Consider the following 22,547-nt stretch of genomic DNA (forward strand, 5'->3'; position numbering starts at 1 on the left):
AAAAAACGTTACATGGGCGGGGTAAATGTTACGAGGTTTTGCAAGAAAGATACGAATCAAGGTGCCATCTAATGAGAAAACGGACGAAATCTTCTACGTTTTGTCATAAAGGCGGCAATTGTTAACCCAGCGGCTTTTTAAGCTCGACGCTGAAACGGCAGCCGTTGGGCTCCATGGTTTCAAGGTCGACGGTCCAGCCCTGGTTTTCGCAAATACGCTGTACCAGCGACAGCCCCAAGCCCAACCCTTCTCCGCGTTGCTCATTGCCGCGCACGAATGGCTTGAACATGGCTTCGCGTTTCTCTTCCGGAATTCCTACACCGCTGTCCTCGACGACAAATCCCTCGGCGTGCAGGGCGAGCCGGATGAAACCTTTGTCGGTGTAGTGCAAGGCATTGCGCAACAGGTTGCCCATCACCGCATAGAGGAACGTCGCGTTGTAAGACTGTCCCGAGGCCACACCGGGCGCGTAAGTCAGCTCCAGCCCTTTGTGTTCGATAGGCTCGCGCCAGAGTGCAATCAGCTGCTCGGCGGCGGCTTGCAGGGTGAGTTGCGGGTTCATGCCAGCATCATCGCGCTGAGTACGCGCCAGCATCAGGAATGTCTGCACCAGATCGCGCATTTCTTCGCACGCCCGTGCAACACGCTCGACCTGAGCCTTGGCACGTTGGTCAAGGGCCGGATTTTCCAACAGGAGCTCGCAGGAACTGGCCAGCACCATCAAGGGTGTGCGCAACTCGTGGCTGACATCGCTGGTAAACATGCGCTCGCGGGTCAAGGCATCGCGCAGTCGCCCCAGGGTTGCATCGAAGGCAACTGCCAGTTCACCCACTTCGTCGGCGGCGTAATCAGGCGCAAGCGGCGGCGCCAGGCCCAGCAACTGGTCGCGGTGGCGGACTTGTCGCGCCAGCCGCACAACAGGCGCCATCACCCGGCGTGAAAGAATCCAGCCCAGAAACACAGCCAGGGCCAACGCCAGCACAAAACCCACCAGCACCACGGCAAACAGCACCCGCTCGCGCTCTTCGAAATCACTCTGGTCCTGCAGCAGCACGTAGTGGCGGTTGTCTACGACCTCAACCATCGCGTGATAAGACAAGGGACCACGGAACACCTCATGAAAACCCGGTTCCAGATGGCGCAGGTCTTTGGGCAGGTCGAAATCCCCGGGGCCGCCGCTGAAGTAGAACAGCTGATCCGGCTCGGGCCGATGACTCCAGTCACTGACGTTGTCCATCAGCAGCAGACGCGTCAGGTCGCCGCCCAGCCCGGCTGAAATCAGTTTCTCTTCCACCAGGTGCACGGTTGCGACGATGCCCATGGCGAATGATCCAGCCACCAGCGCGCTCATCAGGGCGAAAGCGATGATGATCCGCTGCGCAAGGCTTTGCTTAAACTCCATCACGGCCCTCGGCCAGGCGGTAACCCACGCCGTGGACCGTTTGCAGCAGCGGCTTGGCGAACGGCTTGTCGATCACCTGACGCAACTGGTGGACGTGGCTGCGCAAGCTGTCGCTGTCCGGACAGTCGTCACCCCACAACGCTTCCTCAAGGACTTCCCGGCGCAGAACGTGGGGGCTTTTTTGCATCAACACGGCCAGCAGCTTCAAGCCAACCGGGTTGAGTTTGAGCAGTCGACCTTCGCGGGTCACTTCGAGCGTGTCCAGGTCGTAGATCAGGTCCGCGACCTGCAAGGTACGTTTGCCGCCGCCTTGTGCCCGGCGCAGCACTGCTTCAATGCGCGCCGCCAGTTCCGACAATGCGAACGGCTTGAGCAGGTAATCGTCGGCACCCGAGCGGAACCCTTGCAGACGATCGTCAAGCTGGTCACGGGCTGTGAGCATGATCACCGGTGTGTCGCGTCGCGCGTCTTCACGCAGGCGTTTGCACAAGGTGTAGCCATCAATGCCCGGCAGCATGATGTCGAGCACGATCAGGTCGTAATGTTCGGTGGCAGCCAGGTGCAGGCCCGACAAGCCATCCTGTGCGCAGTCGACGGTATAGCCTTTCATCCCCAGGTAATCAGCCAGGTTGGCGAGGATGTCGCGGTTGTCTTCAACCAGCAGAATTCGCATGGGCGCACGATCTCCATATGCAGGGTACGGCCTGAGCCTTGCCACGCATTGGTGATTCACCGAAGACGTGTGCGATGGTCAGAGTTCGCGGCAGCTTAAGGGGAAGCGCGGCTCAGGGAAAGCGCTGCAACGCATAACGTTTTTTTCACTCCCGGTTCACAGGCTGCTGACAGCAATGCGTACACTCTGCCGCCTTCCCTCGGGCCGCGTCCGAGCATTACCGACATCTTCTCTGGATCAGACATGCCAACGACCCTTCAACGGCCTCAGTCGCGCCCGCTCAATCTGTGGGTGTGTCTGGGCATACCGGCTGTGACGGCCATTGCGCTCCTGTTGCTGGAACTCACCTCGCTGGACATGGACATCGCCAAGATGGCGTATGACCCACTGGCGGGGGACTTTATCGGTCGCCACAGTTACTTCCTGGAAAACGTGCTGCATGACCGCGCCAAACAGGTGGTAATTGCCTTGGCAGTCCTCTCTTGTATCGGGTTTGTGGGGGCGTTTTTCATTGAGCGACTCAAACCATGGCGTCGCGAGCTGGGTTGCCTGGTGCTGTCGATGGCGCTGTCGACCGGTTTTGTCACACCGGTAAAGGTGGTGACTTCGGTGCAGTGCCCGTGGAGTCTTACTGAATTTGGCGGTAAGGAAACGTACAGTGAGCTGCTCAGTCCTCGTCCGGCGACGGACAAGCCAGGGCGCTGCTGGCCGGGTGGTCATGCGGCGACTGGGTTTACGTTGTTTGCGCTGTTTTTTGTTCTTCGTGATCGCAAGCCGAAACTGGCCAAGGCCGGGCTGATTTTCGCGTTTGGTCTGGGTACGGTTTTTTCGATTGGGCGGATGCTGCAAGGGGCGCATTTCTTTTCCCATAACATCTGGACGGCGGTGTTTTGCTGGCTGATTTGTCTGGGGGCTTATTACGCCGTGCTTTACAGGCCGGCCGGCAGGAAAGAGAAGGTAGTGGGTGCGGAAGTAGTGTCTGACTAGAGATAAAATCTGACGCAAACCTGTAGGAGCGAATTTATTCGCGAAAGGCAGGTGTGGCTGGCGCTTTTTTCATGCGCGAGCCAACGCATCTTGGCTGTCTGACGATTTGGTTATTGGGTGTATATCCGTTAACTCGGATGCTGCTGATATTGGTTTCGCTCTTACAGCGAGTCACTTTTGAGAAGCACAAAAGTAACCCAAACGCTTTCGCTCCCGTGTCCGGCCCGACTTCGTCGGGTTCCCTCACTCCGGCATTGCTACGGGGCGGCCATCCATGGCCGGGGGCGGCTAACGCGGCATCCATGCCGCGCTGTCCCCTCCACAACGCCTGCGTTCGGCCTTCCAAAGTCGCACTTTGTGGCGTATCCGAAAGGTTGGTTCGACACAAAACCTGTAGGAGCGAATTTATTCGCGAGAAGACGGGGTGGTTGTAACAAAGCCCGGCCCAGCGCCCAAGGCAGAAAAGCGAACGCCCTTGATCTTCACCCACGCCAGCCCAAACACCACAAATCGCGACCTGGGTGCAGGCCGAACGCAGGTGATGCGCAGTGGGCTGCCGGGCAGGGATGCCCGGCAAGCGCCGTCAGGACATGGATGTCCGTTCGGCGCGTGCCCACGGAGTATCGCCGGAGTGAGGGAACCCGACGAAGTCGGGCCAAACCGGGAGCAAGACCTTTTGGTTACTTTTGCGGCGTTTGGCAAAAGTGACCCGCCGTAAGGGCGGAACCGATATAAGCCCCACCACCAATAACGGATCTATACCCCGTCCGCAGTACATAAGAAAAAGCCAGGATGCATCGGCTTGCGCATGAAAAAAGTGCCAGCCACACCGGCCTCTCGCGAATGAATTCGCTCCTACAGGTTTTGCAAACAATACCCGCCATCAAAAAACGCTCAAAAAAAACCCCGCCGAAGCGGGGTTTTTTACATCGGGGTAAAGCTGGCTTACATCATGCCGCCCATACCACCCATGCCGCCCATGTCTGGCATGCCGCCGCCAGCTGGACCTTTATCATCAACCACGTCAGCGATCATCGCTTCGGTGGTGATCATCAGACTGGCAATCGAGGACGCAGCCTGCAGAGCAGAGCGAGTCACTTTAGCCGGGTCCAGGATACCCATTTCGATCATGTCGCCGTATTCGCCAGTCGCAGCGTTGTAACCGTAGTTACCCGAACCCTGCTTGACCTTGTCGACGACAACGCTTGGCTCGTCACCGGAGTTGGCAACGATCTGGCGCAGAGGTGCTTCAACAGCACGACGCAGCAGAGCGATACCGACGTTCTGATCAGCGTTGTCGCCGCGCAGCTCGGAGATTGCCTGCAGCGAGCGAACCAATGCCACGCCACCGCCAGGTACCACGCCTTCTTCAACGGCTGCGCGGGTTGCGTGCAGGGCGTCTTCAACGCGGGCTTTCTTCTCTTTCATTTCAACTTCAGAACCAGCACCGACCTTGATCACTGCAACGCCGCCAGACAGCTTGGCCAGACGCTCTTGCAGTTTTTCTTTGTCGTAGTCCGAAGAAGTGTCACCAATCTGCTGACGGATCTGAGCGATACGACCGTCGATGTCGGTACGAACGCCAGCACCGTCGATGATGGTGGTGTTTTCTTTGTTCAGAACGACGCGCTTGGCATTACCCAGGTGTTCCAGGGTAGTGGTTTCCAGGCTCAGGCCGATCTCTTCGGAGATAACGGTACCGCCAGTCAGAACAGCGATGTCCTGCAGCATTGCCTTGCGACGGTCGCCGAAGCCTGGAGCCTTGACGGCTGCAACTTTGACGATACCGCGCATGTTGTTCACAACCAGAGTCGCCAGGGCTTCGCCTTCAACGTCTTCGGCAACGATCAACAGCGGACGGCCGGCTTTGGCCACTGCTTCCAGAACTGGCAGCATTTCGCGGATGTTCGAGATCTTCTTGTCAACCAGCAACAGCAGCGGGCTGTCGAGCTCGGCAACCATGGTGTCTGGCTTGTTGATGAAGTACGGGGACAGGTAGCCACGGTCGAACTGCATGCCTTCTACAACCGACAGTTCGTTTTCCAGACCAGTGCCTTCTTCAACGGTGATAACGCCGTCTTTGGTCACTTTCTCCATGGCTTCGGCAATGATGTCGCCGATGGAATTGTCGGAGTTAGCCGAGATGGTGCCGACCTGAGCGATTGCTTTGGTGTCGGTGCAAGGCTTGGACAGCTTTTTCAGCTCGGCAACAATAGCGATGGTCGCCTTGTCGATGCCGCGCTTGAGGTCCATCGGGTTCATGCCGGCAGCGACGGCTTTCAGGCCTTCGTTGACGATGGCTTGAGCCAGAACGGTCGCAGTGGTAGTACCGTCACCAGCGTCATCGTTGGCACGGGAGGCAACGTCTTTAACCAGCTGCGCGCCCATGTTTTCGAAACGGTCTTTCAGTTCGATTTCTTTGGCAACCGAAACACCGTCTTTGGTGATCAGAGGAGCGCCGAAGCTTTTCTCGATGATCACGTTACGGCCCTTCGGCCCCAGTGTTGCTTTTACTGCGTCAGCCAGGACGTTCACACCGGCGAGCATTTTTTTACGGCCAACGTCGCCGAACTTAACTTCTTTAGCAGCCATGATCGATATTCCTTAAATACTTTGTAGTAACGGGAAAATGCGAGGGAAACCTTAGCCTTCGACGACTGCGAGAATTTCGTTCTCGCTCATCACCAACAGGTCTTCGCCGTCTACTTTCACAGTGTTGCTGCCGGAGTAAGGGCCGAACACCACTTTGTCACCCACTTTCACGGCCAGCGCGCGGACTTCACCGTTGTCCAGCACGCGACCAGTACCGACAGCGAGGATCTCGCCACGGTTTGGCTTTTCAGCGGCCGAGCCCGGCAGAACGATACCGCCAGCAGTTTTGGTTTCTTCTTCGCTGCGACGGATTACGACGCGGTCATGCAGAGGACGAAGCTTCATTGTCGATCTCCTGATTATGGTTTTTGAACGCCCGGTAATACCCCGGCGAGGTTAAAACAGCCGGGCTTGCCGGTTACGGTTCGCGAGCGAACCGCAGAATACGGTCTGGCGAAACGCGCCAGAAACCTTGCGGTGACCCATACATAAGGGCGGGGAAGCTGATTACAAGGCTCAAGGCAGAAATTTTTTGTGGCAGGAACGGTCGCAAAAACAAACGCGGCACCCGAAGGTGCCGCTCAATACCAGCCAGGCAATCACTTATCGCGATGTTCGAACTCGCCTTCGATCACTTCGCCTTCGATCACCTCGGGCTTGCGCGCTCCAGTTCGGCCAGGGCCTGGCTGTGAAGGTCCGCCGGCCAGGGGATCGTCGGCAAAGGCGCGCTGGCGCATGGCCTGATCTTCAGCGCGCTTACGCACTTTCGCGACCAGCGCCTTGCGGGTAAACGGCATCAGGCAAATCAGGCCCAACACGTCGCTGATGAACCCTGGCAACAGCAGCAGACCGCCGCCGACCGTCATCATCAACCCGTCCATCATTTGCTGCGCCGGCAGTTCACCACGCGCCAGCGCTTCGCGGGCACGCATCGCGGTCGCGAACCCGGCAACGCGGATCACGAACACACCCAGCATGGACCCTGCGACGACCAATAGGAACGTCGCCAGGAAGCCGATAGACATCCCGACTTTCACCAGTACGAACAGCTCAAGCACCGGAAAAAGCAAAAAAAGAAACAGAAAAACACGCATCAAATGAGTTCCTCGACGGAAGAGTATCTTCCAATAGACCCTACGTGACGTCGCAAGCTCGTGAATTCAAGCCTCTACCGGCTCAACAGTGGGCCATTTTTCAGCGTGAGCCATTTGCACCAAGGCCTGGCGCACTTGTGTCGGAGTATTACAGGGCTCTGCAAAGCCTAACCAGTGAAGGCCGTGACCAATACGCAGGTGCATCCCTTCACTGTCGATACCGACCAGAGTCGCAGGCTCGTGGCTGGGCAGTCCGGCGAGTTGAACGTAGTGCGAAATGGCTTTGGTGTGATCTTCATTCATGTGCTCGACCATACTGGTTTCGGCGGCACCGGCAAACGGATTGGCCAGCGTCACGTCGTCCAGCCAGTGGATCGCGCCAAATCCGCCAATGAAGCGATAGCGCACCGGCGCCAGCACCCAGAAATCAAAATCGTGCGCGCTGTGGTAGCTGGCCGACTCCGGGAAATAGCGGTAGTAACGCTGGGCAGCGGCTTCGATGGCCGCTTCGTCAGTGACCTTCACGGCGTGCGCCATGACCGTTACGCGGCCAACGGCCTGGACATCCGGCGCCTCACGCTCACCCACCAGCAGCGAACATTTATCGTCGAGCAGCAGGTTATGGGTGTGTTGAGCGATTCGGCTGATGAGGATCAACGGGCGGCCGTGGTCATCCAGGCAATATGGCACTACCGAGCCGAACGGAAAACCCGGCATCGACTTGGAATGGGTCGAAAGGACTCCGCGGTATTCCTCAAGCAAAAGTTCTCGGGCTTGCCGGGAAGCTTTGGCGCTCATGGGAGGGCTCCTGAATCAAGGTGCGGGCACGCAGAAAGAGGCGCTGGCGTGTGCCAGACGAATGGCAGATACGATAATCGTTATCGTGGGCGGGAGCCAGAAGGGGAGTAGCGAGCGATTTTATTGTAGGAGCGCGCTTGCCCGCGATGAGTGTTCCATCAGCCACTATCAAGGTGTCTGACATATCGCAATCGCGGGCAAGCGCGCGCCTACAAAGAATGTAGCGAGGCGACTGGGTTACCAGGCGACGCCGAAACCTGCGGTGTAACGCGTCCGGTCAAGATCGCCGCTGGAGGAGCCGCTGATGATGTCCTTCTCGGCCTTGACGTTCAGCGATGCCCATTCAGTGACCTTGTAGCGCAGGCCCACCTCGCCCTCAAGGCTGTAATCAGCTACGCCACTGAGCGGCTTGCCGAGTTCACCGTTGGTGAAGAACTGGACCTTCTTGCCAATCAGGTAACGGTTGTAATCCCAGGTGCCCGAGACGGAGTAGAAATTGTCCTTGGAGCCATCGGAGTATTCGAAATCGGTGCGGTTAAGTAATGAGCCCAGTTTGAAAGCGCCCAGCTCGTCATCCCAAAACTGGTAACCAGGACCTGTACCGACCGTACGCTGGCGCGCCAGGTCTTCAATGGTGTCGCGCTTGTAAGTGATTCGACCGTCCCAGAACCATTTGTCGGTGATGAAACGATCCACCGAGTATTCGGCTTCCCAGTTGTTGGTCGTGGTCAACTGGTCTTGCGATTCGCGGTTGTACGCGCCTTTGGCGTTGTGCCGCCACTGGCCATGAGTGGCTGTGGTCTTGAAGGCGATGTTGTAGTCATCGGTGTCGTTTTCCGCTCGCTGAAAGTCCAGCGCAGCGTCGATGTTGCCCTTCCAGACCAGATCAGTGACGATCGGCTTGGGCTTCATGATCTGCTGAATGCTCGCCAGATCGACCGTCTTGGGCGCATCACCATTGGCCAGCGTGACCTTGCCGTCGTCCGCTGCTTTAAGCGATTTGGAAATTTCGCCGTTATAGGCATCTTGCTTGACCAGCAGATGCTGATCGCTTTCCAGCGTTTTGATCTCTTTCCAGTCCAGCGGGATATCCCCGGCGTACTTGGTGTTCAACAGCAGCTTGCCGCCGTCGAATACTTTGATCGTGCCCGTCAGCTTGTCACCGTTCTTCAACCAAACGGTGTCGGCAAGCAAAGGGGTAGAAGCGCTGGTAAGGGCGAGGCACAACAGGGTTCTGGACAGCATAGGTGGCAACAGGGCTCGTATTTGCGAAAAATCGGGCATTATCGGGAGCGATAACGTCTAGGCAATCCGGGGACCACCAATACAGGAATCAATGACCCTGGGAAATTTACCTAGTTCCTCATCGAAAACAACCATTCATCCCCCAATCAGGAACAAACGCGTGAGTGAACAGTCGACGCCAGCCGGCGACCTCACCGGCCAGTCACCCGCAGAGGCCCGTCAATCGGCGCTCTATCTGACATTGCATCAGGTACCTGAAGGCAAAGTCGTGAGTTATGGGCAGTTGGCTGACCTTGCAGGTTTAGGACGGGCGGCGCGCCTGGTCGGGCGAACGCTTAGCCAGCTGCCAGACGGTTCAAGCTTGCCGTGGCACCGGGTCGTCGGGGCGGGTGGCAAGCTGAGCCTGATGCCCGGAACGCTCTCCGGGGATGAACAGCGCGCGCGCCTGAGGGCAGAGGGCGTGAACATACGTAACAATCGGGTAGATATGCTGCTCCATGGCTGGCGCCCGACAGAGCACAACGGTTAGAGTGCGCCCTTTGTTTTCGTAACCTGAGGCAGATTCCAGCCCATGCCCCGCAAAACCTGGCGCGCCGCGCTCGCCGCATATGCCAGCCCTTCGACTTTTGTACTGCTGCTGCTGGGATTCGCCGCCGGCATGCCTTACATGTTGGTCTTCTCGACGCTTTCAGTTTGGTTGCGCGAAGCCGGTGTCGCTCGCGAAACCATCGGTTATGCCAGCCTGATCGGCCTCGCATACGCCTTTAAATGGGTGTGGTCTCCACTCCTCGACCAATGGCGGCTCCCCATACTCGGCAGGCTCGGACGTCGTCGCTCCTGGCTGGTGCTCTCGCAATCGCTGGTGATCCTCGGCCTGATCGGCATGGGCTTCTGCGACCCACAACAACATCTGTCGTGGCTGATCGCGATTGCCGTCGTGGTGTCGTTTTCCTCTGCCACACAAGACATCGCCATCGACGCCTATCGCCTGGAAATTGCTGAAGACAGCCAACAGGCGACGCTCGCGGCCAGCTACATGGCAGGCTATCGGGTCGCGGCGCTGCTGGCGACGGCAGGCGCACTGTATTTCGCCGAAGGCTTTGGCTCGACGGGTTTTGCCTACAAGCACTCGGCATGGACCGGTACTTATGTATTGTTCGGCCTATTGATGCTGCCGGCGCTGGTCACCACGCTGATCATGCGCGAACCCGCCGTTCCGTTGCGCACCCAACTGTCTGCGGCACGCTATGGATTCGCGCATCAGCTGGCTTCGGTTTTCGTGCTGATCATCCTGCTGGTGTCAGTGCCGGCAATGTTCACCCAGCTCTACAACACCGATTTCGCCAGCGTGCTGTTCCAGGGCACCACCTGGAAAGACCTGCTCATGGAGGACCGCGCATTCCTGCGGGCCATCCTTTACACCATCCTTACTACGCTGTGCCTTTCGGCAGTCGGTCGACGAGGATTGGCCCCCGTACTGACCCCCATCAACGACTTCATCCTGCGCTACCGCTGGCAGGCATTTCTGCTCCTTGGCCTGATCGCGACGTACCGCATGTCCGACACAGTCATGGGCGTCATGGCGAACGTGTTCTACATCGACCAGGGCTTTACCAAGGATCAGATCGCCAGTGTCAGCAAGATCTTCGGCCTGATCATGACCCTGGCTGGCGCCGGTTTCGGCGGTCTGCTGATCGTCCGGTTTGGGATTTTGCCGATCCTGTTCATTGGCGGCGTGACATCGGCAGCCACCAACCTGCTGTTCCTGATGCTGGCAGACATGGGGCCGAACCTGAAGATGCTGATCGTGACCATCTCGCTGGATAACTTCAGCTCGGGGCTCGCGACTTCCGCATTCGTGGCGTACCTGTCCAGCCTGACCAACCTCAAGTTTTCAGCCACACAATATGCGTTGCTCAGCTCTATCATGTTGCTGTTGCCGCGCCTGATCGGTGGTTACTCCGGGGTAATGGTCGAAAAGCTTGGCTACCACAACTTCTTCCTCGTCACCGCGCTGATGGGTGTGCCGACCCTGCTCATGATCGCCCTGCATTGGGTTCAAGAGGCGCGAAAAGGCCAGCTTATCGAAGACGCTAAGGCGCTCCCGCCACAAACGCCATTGAATGATCAGCCGTAGACTAATGCGATGTACCCCTGTGGGGTTTTCTCGTCGTCGAGTCCCCGCGCTGTCGGAAAGCGATCAAGAGTCTGTGGGAGGGAGCTTGCTCGCGATTTGATTCCTGGCGCCCCGAAGATGTAGCGGATGTACCGGCCTCATCGCGAGCAAGCTCCCTCCCACAATGGGTAGCCAGATGTGATGAGCGCCATTGGAGTACACAGCAAAAGGCCCCGCGCTTTCACAAACCGGGGCCTTTTGCCTGGTGCGGTATCGATTACTTCGCGACAGCGTCTTCCTGCACCACACGAATCACCCGCTGCGGGAAAGGGATGTCTATGTTGGCGGCACGCAAGCGGTCGCGAGCCTCGGCGTTGAAGCGGTTGTACACTTCACCGAAGTCACCGGTCTTGGTCCAGACGCGCAGCGAGACGGTGATGGCGCTGTCACCCAGCGCAGCCACCACGGCCTGAGGCGCAGGATCTTGCAGCACGCGTGGGTCATCGGCCATGTCCATCAGCACTTGCATCGCCTGCTTCAGATCGGCCTCGTAATCCACGCCCACGTCGAACGTGATTTTGCGGGTCGGCTGACGATTGGCGTTGGTGATGATCCCGTTCGACAGGTTGCCGTTTGGCAGGATCACGGTCTTGTTGTCACCGGTTCGCAGCACGGTGTGGAAGATCTGAATGCTGTCGACGGTGCCGGAAACACCTTGCGCCTCGATCCAGTCGCCAATGCGAAACGGACGAAACAGCAGAATCAGCACACCGCCCGCAAAGTTCGCCAGGCTGCCTTGAAGCGCCAGACCAATCGCCAGACCGGCGGCACCGATGGCGGCAACGAAGGACGTGGTTTCCACCCCGATCATCGAGGCCACACTGACGATCAGCAGGATCTTCAGAATGACGTTCGCCAAGGTGCTGATGAAGCCCTGAAGCGCGAGATCAGCGTGACGCAACGCCAATAACGCCCCGATCTTGCCGGTCAGCCGGTTGATAAGCCACCAACCGACGGTCAACGTCACCAAAGCCAGCACCACACGGCTGCCGTATTCCATGATCATCGGGATCCAGGCCTGGGAGGCCTTGACCAGATGATCCACCTGATTTTCCAGGTTCAACTCCATCGATGTCTCCTTGTACTCAAAAAACAGATGACAAAAACGCCGGACGTTCGGCTTCCGGCGTTTTTATCGGGCTCAGCCCTCCGACGCCCCTGAGAACCTGTGGTTCCCGGCGAAACAACAAGGCTGGCGAGATGGGATGATCAGTCGCGGAAGTTGTTGAACTGCAGTGGCATGCCGAACTCGTGCCCGCGCAGGACGGCCATGGCTTCCTGCAAATCGTCACGCTTTTTGCCAGTGACGCGCACTTGCTCGCCTTGAATCGCGGCCTGAACCTTAAGCTTGGCGTCCTTGATGTGAGCGACGATTTTCTTCGCCAGCTCCTTATCGATACCTTCCTTGAGCGTGGCCTCCTGCTTGACCTGCTTGCCGGATGCATAGGCATCTTTGATTTCGAGGCATTGCACGTCGATCTTGCGTTTGACCAGCGCCAGCTTGAGGATCTCGATCATCGCTTCCAACTGAAAGTCAGCTTCAGCGGTCAGGTTGATGGCCAGGTCCTTTTCCTTGAACTCAAAGCTGCCTTTGCCTTTGAGGTCGTAGCGGCGGTCGAGATCTTTGACGGCGTTGTCGACGGCATTCGTGACTTCGTGTTTATCGAGTTCGGACACTACGTCGAACGAGGGCATGTAAATTCTCCAATTGAACGGCGCGGCTCAGCCTGAAAATGGAGCGCGCCTGACTTGACGTTATGAAAGCCCGGTTATTATAACGAGACTTTTCCCACCTTCACTGTGAGCCTGCGATGCCGATGTCGGTTTCATGTTTTTCGCCCTCGATCATCCGCAAGCGACGGACGCCATGAAGCCTGCGATCTGGCACATCCTTGGTGCGGGTAGCCTCGGCAGCCTGTGGGCGACACGCCTGCATCGGGCCGGTTTGCCGGTGCGGCTGATCGTTCGTGATGCCGCACGACTGGCGGCGTATCAAGCGGGCGGCGGCCTGACCCTCGAACACAATGGCCAACGTCGGACTTACCCCATAGAAGCCCAGACGCTGGACAGCGATGAGCCTATCGAGCGGTTGTTGGTGGCCTGCAAGGCCTACGACGCCGAACGTGCGGTTCGTGCTCTCACGGGGCGTCTGGCGCAAGGTGCGGACGTGTTGCTGCTGCAAAACGGTCTGGGCAGCCAGCAAGCCGTCGCCGATGCTGTGCCTCATGCCCGCTGCGTCTGTGTATCGAGCACCGAAGGCGCATTTCGCGACGAAGACTGGAGCGTGGTATTTGCAGGCCAGGGTTTCAACTGGCTGGGTGATCCATATGATCCTGCGCCACCGGATTGGCTGAACGATCTGACGGCCAGCGGTATTGCACACCAATGGACCCCCGACATCTTCGCGCGTCTGTGGCGCAAGCTGGCGCTCAACTGTTCAATCAACCCGCTGACGGTGCTGCATGAATGCCGCAACGGTGAGTTGCTTGATCACGCTCAGGAGGTCGAGACATTGTGCGCTGAACTCGCCCACCTGCTGACGCGTTGCGGCCAGTCCGAAGCGGCCAGCGACCTGCATGCCGAGGTCTTGCGGGTGATTGAGGCCACCGCTGCCAATTACTCTTCGATGCATCAGGACGTAGCTCAGGGACGGCGCACCGAAATCAGTTACCTGCTGGGGTACGCCTGCGACGTTGCCGCACGGCATCACTGCCCGGCGCCTGCTTTGTATCGACTGCGTGAACGTCTCATCGGGTATTTGAAGGCTCGCGGGCTTCGCACCGACTGAGCTGTAATTTCGCATCTCAGGTTTGCGCCCGAACTGAACAGCGCTACCCTGCCCACTCCTCATCTGCAAGTGATGCCGACTCATGCCATTGCGCCAACGCCTGGAAAATCTGCCGGTCGGCCAAAAGCTCCTGGCGGCACTGCTGGTGCTGCTGACCACCGTGCTGGTGGTCGCGAACCTGACATTCATCAGCGCCGCGTATTACATCTCTCAAGAAGCGATGGCGCCCCAAGCGCTGCAAACCATTGGCCGGCTCATCAGCAACCCGAGTTTGTCTGCGCAGGCGCTCTCCTCGCCTGCCAACGGCCAGTCACTGCTCAAGGAACTGAAAAACTACGGTCCGTTACGTGCCGCCGCCCTTTACGACACCGATGGCAACCGTCTGGCGCAGGTCCAGCAGGGGGAAAAACTCACGCTGCCTGACCATTTTCGAAACCTGGAAACGTGGCGAATTACTGAGTTTCGTAACACCCAGGTAATCCCGGTGCCCAAACCCGGCAGCGCGCCGGGGCATTTGTTGCTGGTGGCGAGCAGTGAACTGCCCACCGCTTTCTACACCGGCACGCTTACCGCCAGCCTTGGCATTCTGATTTTCAGTGTGCTGCTCTGGGCCGGTGTCGCTCGGCAGATCCGCCGATTCATCACCGAGCCCATCTATCAGCTCGAAGACCTGTCGCGCCGCGTCACGCGTGAAGAGAATTACGCCTTGCGCGCAGAGCCGGGCAATCAGGACGAGATCGGCAGTCTGGCCGAGGCCTTCAATACCATGCTGTCGCGTATGGAGGCCCGGGAACAGCAGCTCAAGCGGGCTCGCGATGAATCCCAGGATGCTTACGACCAGGCACAAGGACTGGCCGAGGAAACCCGTCACACCAACCGCAAACTGGAACTGGAAGTCCAGGTGCGCAGCAAGATCGAGAAAAAGCTCACGGGCTTTCAGAACTACCTCAACAGCATCATCGATTCCATGCCTTCGGCACTGATCGCGCTGGATGAACAGCTCTACGTCACGCAGTGGAACCAGGAGGCCGGGGCGCTTTCCGGTACGCCGCTGGACGAAGCGCTCAATCAGCCGATCTTTCTGGCCTTCCCGCCGATGAAGTCCTTTTTGCCGCAGATCAAGCAGACCGTCGAACGCCACACAGTGACCAAGATCGAGCGCGTCACGTGGGTCAAGGCCGAAGAGTCGCGTCATTACGCCTTGACCTTCTACCCTCTCACGGGTGGCGCCGGGCGCGGTGCCGTGATTCGGATCGACGACATCACCCAGCGTTTGTCGCTTGAGGAAATGATGGTCCAGTCCGAGAAGATGCTGTCTGTCGGCGGCCTCGCGGCGGGCATGGCGCACGAGATCAACAACCCCTTGGGCGCCATCCTGCACAACGTGCAGAACATTCGTCGGCGCCTGTCGCCCGAGCTACCGAAGAACCTTGAGCAGGCCGAGCAAGATGGCATCGAGCTGCAGGCCGTCAATCAGTACCTCAATGCGAGGGAAGTGCCCAAGCTGCTCGACGGCATTCAACAGGCAGGCGCCCGCGCTGCGAAAATCGTCAGCCACATGCTCAGTTTCAGCCGTCGCAGTAACCGGGAAATGGCACCGTGTGATCTACCCGCGCTGATTGATCAGGCAGTGGACATCGCCAGCAACGACTTTGACCTGACCATCGGATTTGACTTCAAGGGACAGAACATCAGCCGCCAGTTCGATCCAGAACTCGGACCCGTTCCCGGCACGGCCAACGAACTGGAACAAGTGCTGCTGAACCTGCTCAAGAATGCTGCACAGGCCATCCACCAGCGGCCCGAGGATAGCGAGCCAGGCCGGATTACCCTGCGCACCCGACTGAACCCGCCATGGGCGGAAATTCAGGTGGAGGACAACGGTATCGGCATGTCGGAAAGCGTGCGCAAGCGAACATTCGAGCCTTTTTTCACCACCAAGGAAATCGGTCAGGGCACGGGCCTGGGACTTTCGGTGTCGTACTTCATCATCACCAACAACCACAAGGGCCAGATGGAGGTTCACTCCACGCTGGGCCAAGGCACGTGTTTCACCTTGCGACTGCCGCTTGCAGACAGTCAGGTCAGCGTCCCCGCGCAAGTGATCAGTGCGATTTAGTCAGGAGTTTTGAACATGGGCTTTCGTTTGTCGAAGATTTACACACGCACCGGCGACACAGGTGAAACCGGACTGGGCGATGGTCGTCGAGTCCCAAAGGATCATCCTCGCGTCGAGGCGATAGGTGAAGTGGACACGCTTAACAGCGAAGTAGGGCTTTTGTTGGCGGGACTGGCGAACGAGGTGTCGAGCGCGCCTGGGCTGCAAGAGGTCATTGACGTGCTGACGCCTTGCCAGCATCGCCTGTTCGACTTGGGTGGAGAGTTGGCGATGCCCGCATATCAAGCGCTGAACACAGCGGAAATCGAACGTCTGGAAGCTGCAATCGACGTCTGGAACGACGAGCTGGGACCGCTGGAGAACTTCATTTTGCCGGGCGGCTCGGCATTGATTGCGCAGGCTCATGTGTGCCGCAGTCTTGCACGCACTGCCGAGCGACGCTGCCAGCATTTGAACGCAGTGGAGCCATTGGCGGGGGTTGGTCTGGCCTACATCAATCGGCTTTCAGACCTGCTGTTCGTTGCTGCGCGTGTGATCGCACGTCGGCAAGGTGTGGCGGAAATTCTGTGGCAAGCGGCCAAAAAGCCTGAGTGAATGGTGAGACAGACTAAGTGGGAGGGAGCTTGCTCGCGATAAGCGATCTTACATTCGGCGTCTTGTTGAATGTTAAATGGCAATCGCGAGCAAGCTCCCTCCAACCGGCCCAGTTCCACTGGCCGTGCCTTATACCTCTGGCCAGAAAGCGCGGATGCCGGCCACGCCCTGTGCGCCGATGTCCCACGCACGCTCACGCTCGGCAGGGCCGAGGCCACCCAGTAAAAACACCGGCTTGCTGAAGCCCTTGATCAGCTCGCTCGCCTGTTCCCAGCCTAACGGCTGCGCATCTGGGTGAGTCTGGGTCTTCTGAATGGGCGACAGGGTGACGAAGTCCACGCCCATCTGTTCAGCCAACGCCAACTCTTCAGCATTGTGGCAGGACGCCGCCAACCATCGATCAGCTGGCAAAGGCCGACCATTGGCTGCGTGCTTGCGCAACTGGGCCGACGTCGCGTGCCAGCCCGCCGCCGGAAAGTCACCCAGCCATTCAAAAGGCCCTTTGAGCATCAGCTGCGCCTTGCCTGCGCACAGCCCCACAGCGTCCACCGCCACGTCGCGATATTTGGGGTCGTACATGTTCGGCGCGCGTAGCTGAACCAGCTTGATGCCCCCCGCCACCGCCTTCTGAATACCTTGCAGCATCTGCGGCGTTTCCAGGCCGTCGGGAGTGATCAGGTATTCACCGGGCAGCCGCGCAGCTGCGACGATCGGCTGGTTGGCGGCTGGAAACTCATAGTCCGCCAGCGCCCGGCTCGTCACCCAGACCAGAGGTTGACCTTCTGCGCCATGGGGCTCGCCGGTAAACGAGGAAACCTCCCAGACATCCAGCAAAACCTGCTTGTCGGGGTAGTCGTGCTTGATCTGGATCAGAGGACGCGCAGCGCTGACCACGATCCCGAGCTCTTCGTACAGCTCACGCGCCAAAGCATCGCGGACCGCTTCGCCCGGCTCGACCTTGCCCCCAGGAAACTCCCATAACCCGCCCTGGTGCTGTGAGTCAGCACGCCTGGCGATCAGGACTTTGCCATCGGTGCCGCGAATGACCGCAGCCGCTACATGCACTCGTTTCACGCTCAACCTTCCTCCAGACCTGCCTGCTGCCACTTTTTGAACGCAGACCATTGGTAAATCGTTTCGACGTAAGCGGCAGCGTGTTCAGGCAACTGCACCCGGTAGGTCCGCAGACGGACCGCGACCGGCGCAAAAAACGCGTCCGCAATGCTTGGTTTGCCGAACAGAAACGGCCCCGATTCAACAGCCGCCGCGCGGCATTCGTCCCACAGCCCGATCACGCGCTCAATGTCGTCCTGGGCTTCGACCGGAATGACCTCAAGAGCCTCGTCATGTCGCAAGTCCATCGGCATGTGAGTGCGCAGGCTGACAAAGCCGCTGTGCATCTGCGCGCACGCTGAACGCGCCTGAGCCCGTGCCGAAAGATCGCGCGGCCACACAGGAGCCTTGGGGAACAGCTCGGCCAGGTATTCGCAGATCGCCAGGGAATCGACGATGGTCCCGTGCTCGCACTTGAGCGCAGGCACCTTGCCGGTGGGTGAATGCTGGAGGATCGCCGCGCGGGTGTCGGGCTGGTTGAGAGGGATGACCTGATCGGTAAAGGGCGCACCCATCATTTCAAGCACCAGCCAGGGGCGCATGGACCAGGAGGAATAGCGTTTGTCGCCGATGATCAGGTGCAGGCTCATGGTTTAGCTCCGTTATGTGATCGTCGCACTCTGTAGGAGCGAACGTGTTCGCGAGGCGGCTTGCCTGAGACACCGCGTCAATCTCTCGCCAACACGTTGGCTCCTACAGAATTGGAGAACGCCTGTTGGAGCGAGAACTGGTCTGGGCCGCATCGGACGAAGCTAATGACGTGGGCTGCCTGAGACACTTCGTCGTCTGCTTCGCGGGCAAGCGCGCTCCTAAAAATGGGTGCCTTTACGTGCGGTATTCCGCATTGATTTTTACGTACTCGTGCGACAGATCGGTGGTCCAGATGGTTTCGCTGCAATCGCCACGGCCCAGCTCGATCCGAATGGTGATTTCTTCCTCTGCCATCACCGCAGCACCCTGCTCTTCGGTGTAAGTCGTTGCGCGGCAGCCTTTACTGGCAATGCAGACGCCGCTCAGGAACACATCAATCTTGCTCACGTCGAGGTCCGGCACGCCGGCGCGCCCGACAGCGGCGAGGATGCGCCCCCAGTTCGGATCGGAGGCGAACAGCGCCGTCTTGATCAGCGGCGAGTGCGCCACGGCGTAACCGACATCCAGGCATTCCTGATGATTGCCGCCACCGTTGACTTCAACCGTCACAAACTTGGTCGCGCCTTCGCCATCACGCACGATAGCCTGCGCCACGTCCATGCAAACGTCGAACACTGCACGCTTGAGTGCGTCGAACAGCGGGCCTTTGGCCTCAGTGACTTCAGGCAGATCAGCCTGACCGGTGGCAATCAGCATGCAGCAATCGTTGGTCGACGTATCGCCGTCAATAGTGATGCGGTTGAACGACTTGTTGGCGCCGTCACGGATCAAATCCTGCAGCACGCTCTGCGACACTTTGGCGTCGGTGGCAATGTAGCCCAGCATCGTCGCCATATTCGGGCGAATCATGCCCGCGCCTTTGCTGATGCCGGTCACGGTGACCGTCACGCCATCGATCTGGAACTGACGGCTGGCACCTTTTGGCAGGGTATCAGTGGTCATGATCCCGGTTGCTGCAGCCGCCCAGTTATCTAAAGACAGGTCGTCGAGCGCAGCTTGCAGCGCACCTTCGATTTTCTCGACAGGCAGCGGCTCACCGATCACACCGGTCGAAAAAGGCAGCACGGCATCGGCATCGACGCCCGTCAGCTCGGCAAGCCTGGCGGTCGTGCGTGTAGCGGCGGCAATACCCGGCTCGCCCGTACCGGCATTTGCGTTCCCTGTGTTGGTCAACAGGTAGCGCACGGCATTTTTGACGCGCTGTCTGGACAAAATCACTGGCGCTGCGCAGAACGCGTTCAAGGTGAAAACGCCCGCCACGCTTGAGCCTTCGGCACAGCGCATGACAACCACGTCTTTACGACCCGCACGCTTGATGCCGGCAGACGAGATGCCGAGTTCAAACCCGGGAACAGGGTGCAGCGTCGGCAAAGGACCAAGACCAACAGCCATGAAGTGCGCTCCTTGAGAATTACCTGTGCCGTCTGGCGGCAGGCCAGTACGACTCGATCGATTGAAAAACGCCGCGACGGGTAAGCCGGTCGCGGCGTGATGTTTCTGTCATTCAACTACAGCGTGTCGGCGGTCGACTGCTTAGTTGATCTGACCATGACAATGCTTGAATTTTTTGCCCGAACCGCACCAGCACAGCTCATTACGACCTTGCTTCTGGTCGTTGCGAACAGGAGCCGATGCAACCGCAACGCCGTCACCCTCTTCGGCCAGCAGCGCTTGCGGCTGATCGAGACCGGGTGCTTCGTCGTGCTGGAACTGCATGCGCTGAGCCAGTTCTTCGGCATCACGACGCAGACGTGCCTCTTCTTCGGCTTGATCTTCGCGGCGTACCTGAACGTGTGAAAGCACGCGGATGGTGTCGCGCTTGATCGAGTCCAGCAGTTCCTGAAACAGGGTGAACGACTCGCGCTTGTATTCCTGCTTCGGGTTCTTCTGAGCATAACCGCGCAAATGAATACCGTGACGCAGATGGTCCATGGTCGACAGGTGGTCTTTCCACAGATCGTCTACCACGCGCAGCAGAATCTGCTTTTCGAAGCTACGCAATGCGTCTGCGCTGGCTTGGTCTTCCTTCTCGTTGTAAGCCGACATGATGGCTTCCAGGAGTTTCGGACGCAGGGTGTCTTCGTGCAGGTGGTCGTCGTCGTCGAGCCATTTCTGGATCGGTAGTTCTACACCGAAGTCGCTTTTCAGCGCAGCTTCCAGACCGGCGACGTCCCACTGCTCTGGCAGCGATTGCGGCGGAATGTGCGAGCTGATCGTGGCGTCGAGGACTTCTTCACGGAACTCGGCAATGGTGTCACCAACGTTGTCAGCAGCCAGCAGGCTGTTGCGCATGTGGTAGATCACTTTACGTTGTTCGTTGGAAACGTCGTCGAACTCAAGCAGTTGCTTACGAATGTCGAAGTTGCGGCCTTCAACCTTGCGCTGCGCTTTTTCGATGGCGTTGGTGACCATTCGGTGCTCAATGGCTTCACCGGATTGCATGCCCAGCGCCTTCATGAAGTTCTTTACCCGGTCAGAGGCAAAGATGCGCATGAGGCTGTCTTCGAGCGACAGGTAGAAACGGCTTGAACCGGTGTCACCCTGACGACCCGCACGACCGCGCAACTGGTTATCGATACGGCGGGATTCATGACGCTCAGAGGCAATGACGTGCAGACCGCCCGCTTCGATCACTTGCTGATGGCGTTTCTGCCAGTCAGCTTTGATCTGCGCGATTTGCTCAGGGGTTGGGTCTTCGAGGCTCGCAACTTCAACTTCCCAGTTGCCGCCCAGCAGGATGTCGGTACCGCGACCGGCCATGTTGGTGGCAATGGTCAGCGCGCCTGGACGACCTGCCTGAGCAATGATCTCAGCTTCTTTTTCGTGGAACTTGGCGTTCAGAACCTTATGCTCGATGCCTTCCGCGTCCAGCAGGCGGGACATGTGCTCAGAGGTTTCGATGGTCGCTGTACCCACCAGCACCGGACGGTTCTCAGCCATGCAGGCCTTGATATCGGTGACGATCGCGGCGTACTTCTCTTCTGCCGTCAGATAAACCAGGTCGTTGAAGTCTTTACGCGCCAACGCTTTGTTCGGCGGAATGACCATCACGGCCAGGGTGTAGATCTGGTGGAATTCGAACGCTTCGGTGTCGGCTGTACCGGTCATGCCGGACAGCTTGTTGTACAGACGGAAGTAGTTCTGGAACGTAGTCGAAGCCAGTGTCTGGCTTTCGGCCTGGATATTCAGCACTTCCTTGGCTTCGATGGCCTGGTGCAGGCCTTCGGACAAACGACGACCCGGCATGGTACGGCCGGTGTGTTCGTCGACCAGCAGAATCTGACCGTCCTGGACGATGTATTCGACGTTGCGATTGAAAAGCTTGTGCGCACGCAGACCGGCGTAAACGTGAGTCAGCAGCCCCAGGTTGTGCGCTGAGTAAAGGCTCTCGCCGACGGCCAGCAGACCGACGTCAGTGAGCATCTCTTCGATAAACTGGTGACCGGACTCGTTCAGCTCAACCTGACGAGACTTCTCGTCGATGGTGAAGTGACCTTGTTTGGTAACCTCGCCTTCCACTTCCTCGATGTGCTGCTCAAGCTTGGGAATCAGCTTGTTGATTTCGGTGTAGAGCTTGGAGCTGTCTTCGGCCTGACCGGAGATGATCAGCGGCGTCCGTGCTTCGTCGATCAGAATGGAGTCGACTTCGTCGATCACGGCGAAATTCAGCTCGCGCTGGAACTTGTCTTCCATGCTGAAAGCCATGTTGTCGCGCAGGTAATCGAAACCGAATTCGTTGTTGGTGCCGTAAGTGATGTCGGACGCGTAAGCGGCACGCTTCTCTTCAGGGGGCTGGAATGGTGTAACGACGCCTACGGTCAGACCGAGGAATTCGTACAGCGGACGCATCCAGTTGGCGTCACGACGAGCAAGGTAATCGTTGACGGTCACAACGTGGACGCCCTTACCGGACAACGCGTTGAGGTACACCGCCAGAGTGGCCACCAGGGTTTTACCTTCACCGGTACGCATTTCGGCAATCATGCCTTCATGCAGGGTCATGCCGCCGATGAGCTGAACGTCGAAGTGACGCATGCCCATGACGCGCTTGCCCGCTTCCCGCGTGACCGCAAAGGCCTCCGGCAGGAGCTTATCGAGGGTTTCACCTTTGGCTAAGCGGGCCTTGAACTCTTCGGTCTTGGCACGCAATTGCTCGTCCGAAAGGGCCACCATTTGCTCTTCGAAGGCATTGACGAACTGAACCGTCTTGAGCATGCGCTTTACTTCACGCTCGTTCTTGCTTCCAAAAAGTTTTTTTAACAAAGGCGCAAACATATCGACAGGATCTTCCACACATAGAGATGGAGGGCGGCCC

19 protein-coding genes are annotated in these 22,547 nt (G+C 58.4%); 6 read left to right on the forward strand and 13 right to left on the reverse strand.

Annotated elements, in window-relative coordinates; genetic code table 11:
* Positions 1 to 121: 121 nt before the first annotated feature.
* Positions 122 to 1,402 (reverse strand): sensor histidine kinase, encoded by a 1,281-nt coding sequence (locus OYW20_RS20665; protein WP_268797774.1) that lies wholly within the window; start codon positions 1,400 to 1,402, stop codon positions 122 to 124.
* The gene (gene colR, locus OYW20_RS20670) at positions 1,392 to 2,075 is read right to left on the reverse strand and encodes a two-component system response regulator ColR (RefSeq protein ID WP_268797775.1); all 684 of its coding nucleotides are present in this window, start codon (positions 2,073 to 2,075) and stop codon (positions 1,392 to 1,394) included. The genes OYW20_RS20665 and colR overlap by 11 nt, the downstream gene beginning before the upstream one ends.
* Before the next feature lie 243 nt (positions 2,076 to 2,318).
* Between colR and OYW20_RS20675 the strand changes: the two genes are divergently transcribed.
* On the forward strand, positions 2,319 to 3,062 hold the full coding sequence (locus OYW20_RS20675; protein ID WP_268797776.1) for a phosphatase PAP2 family protein: 744 nt from the start codon (positions 2,319 to 2,321) through the stop codon (positions 3,060 to 3,062).
* A 945-nt stretch (positions 3,063 to 4,007) separates the two neighbouring features.
* Here OYW20_RS20675 and groL read toward each other — a convergent pair.
* The 5 genes from groL to OYW20_RS20700 all read right to left on the reverse strand — a co-directional run bounded on the left by groL (position 4,008) and on the right by OYW20_RS20700 (position 8,791).
* Entirely contained in the window at positions 4,008 to 5,654 is a 1,647-nt protein-coding gene (gene groL, locus OYW20_RS20680; protein ID WP_268797777.1) for a chaperonin GroEL, read from the reverse strand.
* A 51-nt stretch (positions 5,655 to 5,705) separates the two neighbouring features.
* Positions 5,706 to 5,999, reverse strand: coding sequence for a co-chaperone GroES (locus tag OYW20_RS20685; RefSeq protein WP_268797778.1), 294 nt, complete (start codon positions 5,997 to 5,999; stop codon positions 5,706 to 5,708).
* 254 nt (positions 6,000 to 6,253) lie between these two features.
* Complete coding sequence (locus OYW20_RS20690) at positions 6,254 to 6,748, reverse strand: FxsA family protein (RefSeq protein ID WP_268797779.1); 495 nt, start codon at positions 6,746 to 6,748, stop codon at positions 6,254 to 6,256.
* A gap of 66 nt (positions 6,749 to 6,814) precedes the next feature.
* Complete coding sequence (locus OYW20_RS20695) at positions 6,815 to 7,546, reverse strand: HugZ family pyridoxamine 5'-phosphate oxidase (RefSeq protein ID WP_268797780.1); 732 nt, start codon at positions 7,544 to 7,546, stop codon at positions 6,815 to 6,817.
* Positions 7,547 to 7,783: 237 nt separating this feature from the next.
* Positions 7,784 to 8,791, reverse strand: a complete 1,008-nt coding sequence (locus OYW20_RS20700; protein ID WP_268797781.1) for a DUF481 domain-containing protein — start codon at positions 8,789 to 8,791, stop codon at positions 7,784 to 7,786.
* 160 nt (positions 8,792 to 8,951) lie between these two features.
* On the opposite strand from OYW20_RS20700, the gene OYW20_RS20705 reads away from it, so the two are divergent.
* Together OYW20_RS20705 and OYW20_RS20710 are read left to right on the forward strand one after the other, a co-directional pair.
* On the forward strand, positions 8,952 to 9,320 hold the full coding sequence (locus OYW20_RS20705) for an MGMT family protein (RefSeq protein ID WP_268797782.1): 369 nt from the start codon (positions 8,952 to 8,954) through the stop codon (positions 9,318 to 9,320).
* Between the two features lie 42 nt (positions 9,321 to 9,362).
* Entirely contained in the window at positions 9,363 to 10,928 is a 1,566-nt protein-coding gene (locus OYW20_RS20710; RefSeq protein ID WP_268797783.1) for an AmpG family muropeptide MFS transporter, read from the forward strand.
* A gap of 256 nt (positions 10,929 to 11,184) precedes the next feature.
* Here OYW20_RS20710 and OYW20_RS20715 read toward each other — a convergent pair whose 3' ends face one another.
* Both OYW20_RS20715 and OYW20_RS20720 read right to left on the reverse strand, forming a co-directional pair.
* Positions 11,185 to 12,036: a mechanosensitive ion channel family protein gene (locus tag OYW20_RS20715; protein WP_268797784.1), complete on the reverse strand. Its 852-nt coding sequence runs from the start codon at positions 12,034 to 12,036 to the stop codon at positions 11,185 to 11,187.
* Between the two features lie 140 nt (positions 12,037 to 12,176).
* Complete coding sequence (locus tag OYW20_RS20720) at positions 12,177 to 12,662, reverse strand: YajQ family cyclic di-GMP-binding protein (protein ID WP_268797785.1); 486 nt, start codon at positions 12,660 to 12,662, stop codon at positions 12,177 to 12,179.
* A gap of 133 nt (positions 12,663 to 12,795) precedes the next feature.
* Here OYW20_RS20720 and OYW20_RS20725 point away from each other — a divergent pair, with 133 nt between their 5' ends.
* From OYW20_RS20725 to OYW20_RS20735, 3 genes are all read left to right on the forward strand, one after another.
* Entirely contained in the window at positions 12,796 to 13,755 is a 960-nt protein-coding gene (locus OYW20_RS20725) for a putative 2-dehydropantoate 2-reductase (protein WP_268797786.1), read from the forward strand.
* A gap of 82 nt (positions 13,756 to 13,837) precedes the next feature.
* Complete coding sequence (locus tag OYW20_RS20730) at positions 13,838 to 15,874, forward strand: sensor histidine kinase (protein ID WP_268797787.1); 2,037 nt, start codon at positions 13,838 to 13,840, stop codon at positions 15,872 to 15,874.
* 15 nt (positions 15,875 to 15,889) lie between these two features.
* The gene (locus tag OYW20_RS20735) at positions 15,890 to 16,468 is read left to right on the forward strand and encodes a cob(I)yrinic acid a,c-diamide adenosyltransferase (RefSeq protein WP_268797788.1); all 579 of its coding nucleotides are present in this window, start codon (positions 15,890 to 15,892) and stop codon (positions 16,466 to 16,468) included.
* A gap of 129 nt (positions 16,469 to 16,597) precedes the next feature.
* Here OYW20_RS20735 and OYW20_RS20740 read toward each other — a convergent pair whose 3' ends face one another.
* From OYW20_RS20740 to secA, 4 genes are all read right to left on the reverse strand, one after another.
* Positions 16,598 to 17,542, reverse strand: coding sequence for a Nudix family hydrolase (locus OYW20_RS20740; protein ID WP_268797789.1), 945 nt, complete (start codon positions 17,540 to 17,542; stop codon positions 16,598 to 16,600).
* Between the two features lie 2 nt (positions 17,543 to 17,544).
* Complete coding sequence (locus OYW20_RS20745; protein ID WP_268797790.1) at positions 17,545 to 18,171, reverse strand: glutathione S-transferase family protein; 627 nt, start codon at positions 18,169 to 18,171, stop codon at positions 17,545 to 17,547.
* Positions 18,172 to 18,406: 235 nt separating this feature from the next.
* The gene (gene argJ, locus OYW20_RS20750; protein ID WP_268797791.1) at positions 18,407 to 19,624 is read right to left on the reverse strand and encodes a bifunctional glutamate N-acetyltransferase/amino-acid acetyltransferase ArgJ; all 1,218 of its coding nucleotides are present in this window, start codon (positions 19,622 to 19,624) and stop codon (positions 18,407 to 18,409) included.
* A 141-nt stretch (positions 19,625 to 19,765) separates the two neighbouring features.
* Positions 19,766 to 22,507, reverse strand: coding sequence for a preprotein translocase subunit SecA (gene secA, locus OYW20_RS20755; RefSeq protein ID WP_268797792.1), 2,742 nt, complete (start codon positions 22,505 to 22,507; stop codon positions 19,766 to 19,768).
* Positions 22,508 to 22,547: the final 40 nt, after the last annotated feature.

It is taken from the genome of Pseudomonas sp. BSw22131, assembly GCF_026810445.1.
Taxonomy (GTDB): Bacteria; Pseudomonadota; Gammaproteobacteria; order Pseudomonadales; family Pseudomonadaceae; genus Aquipseudomonas; species Aquipseudomonas huanghezhanensis.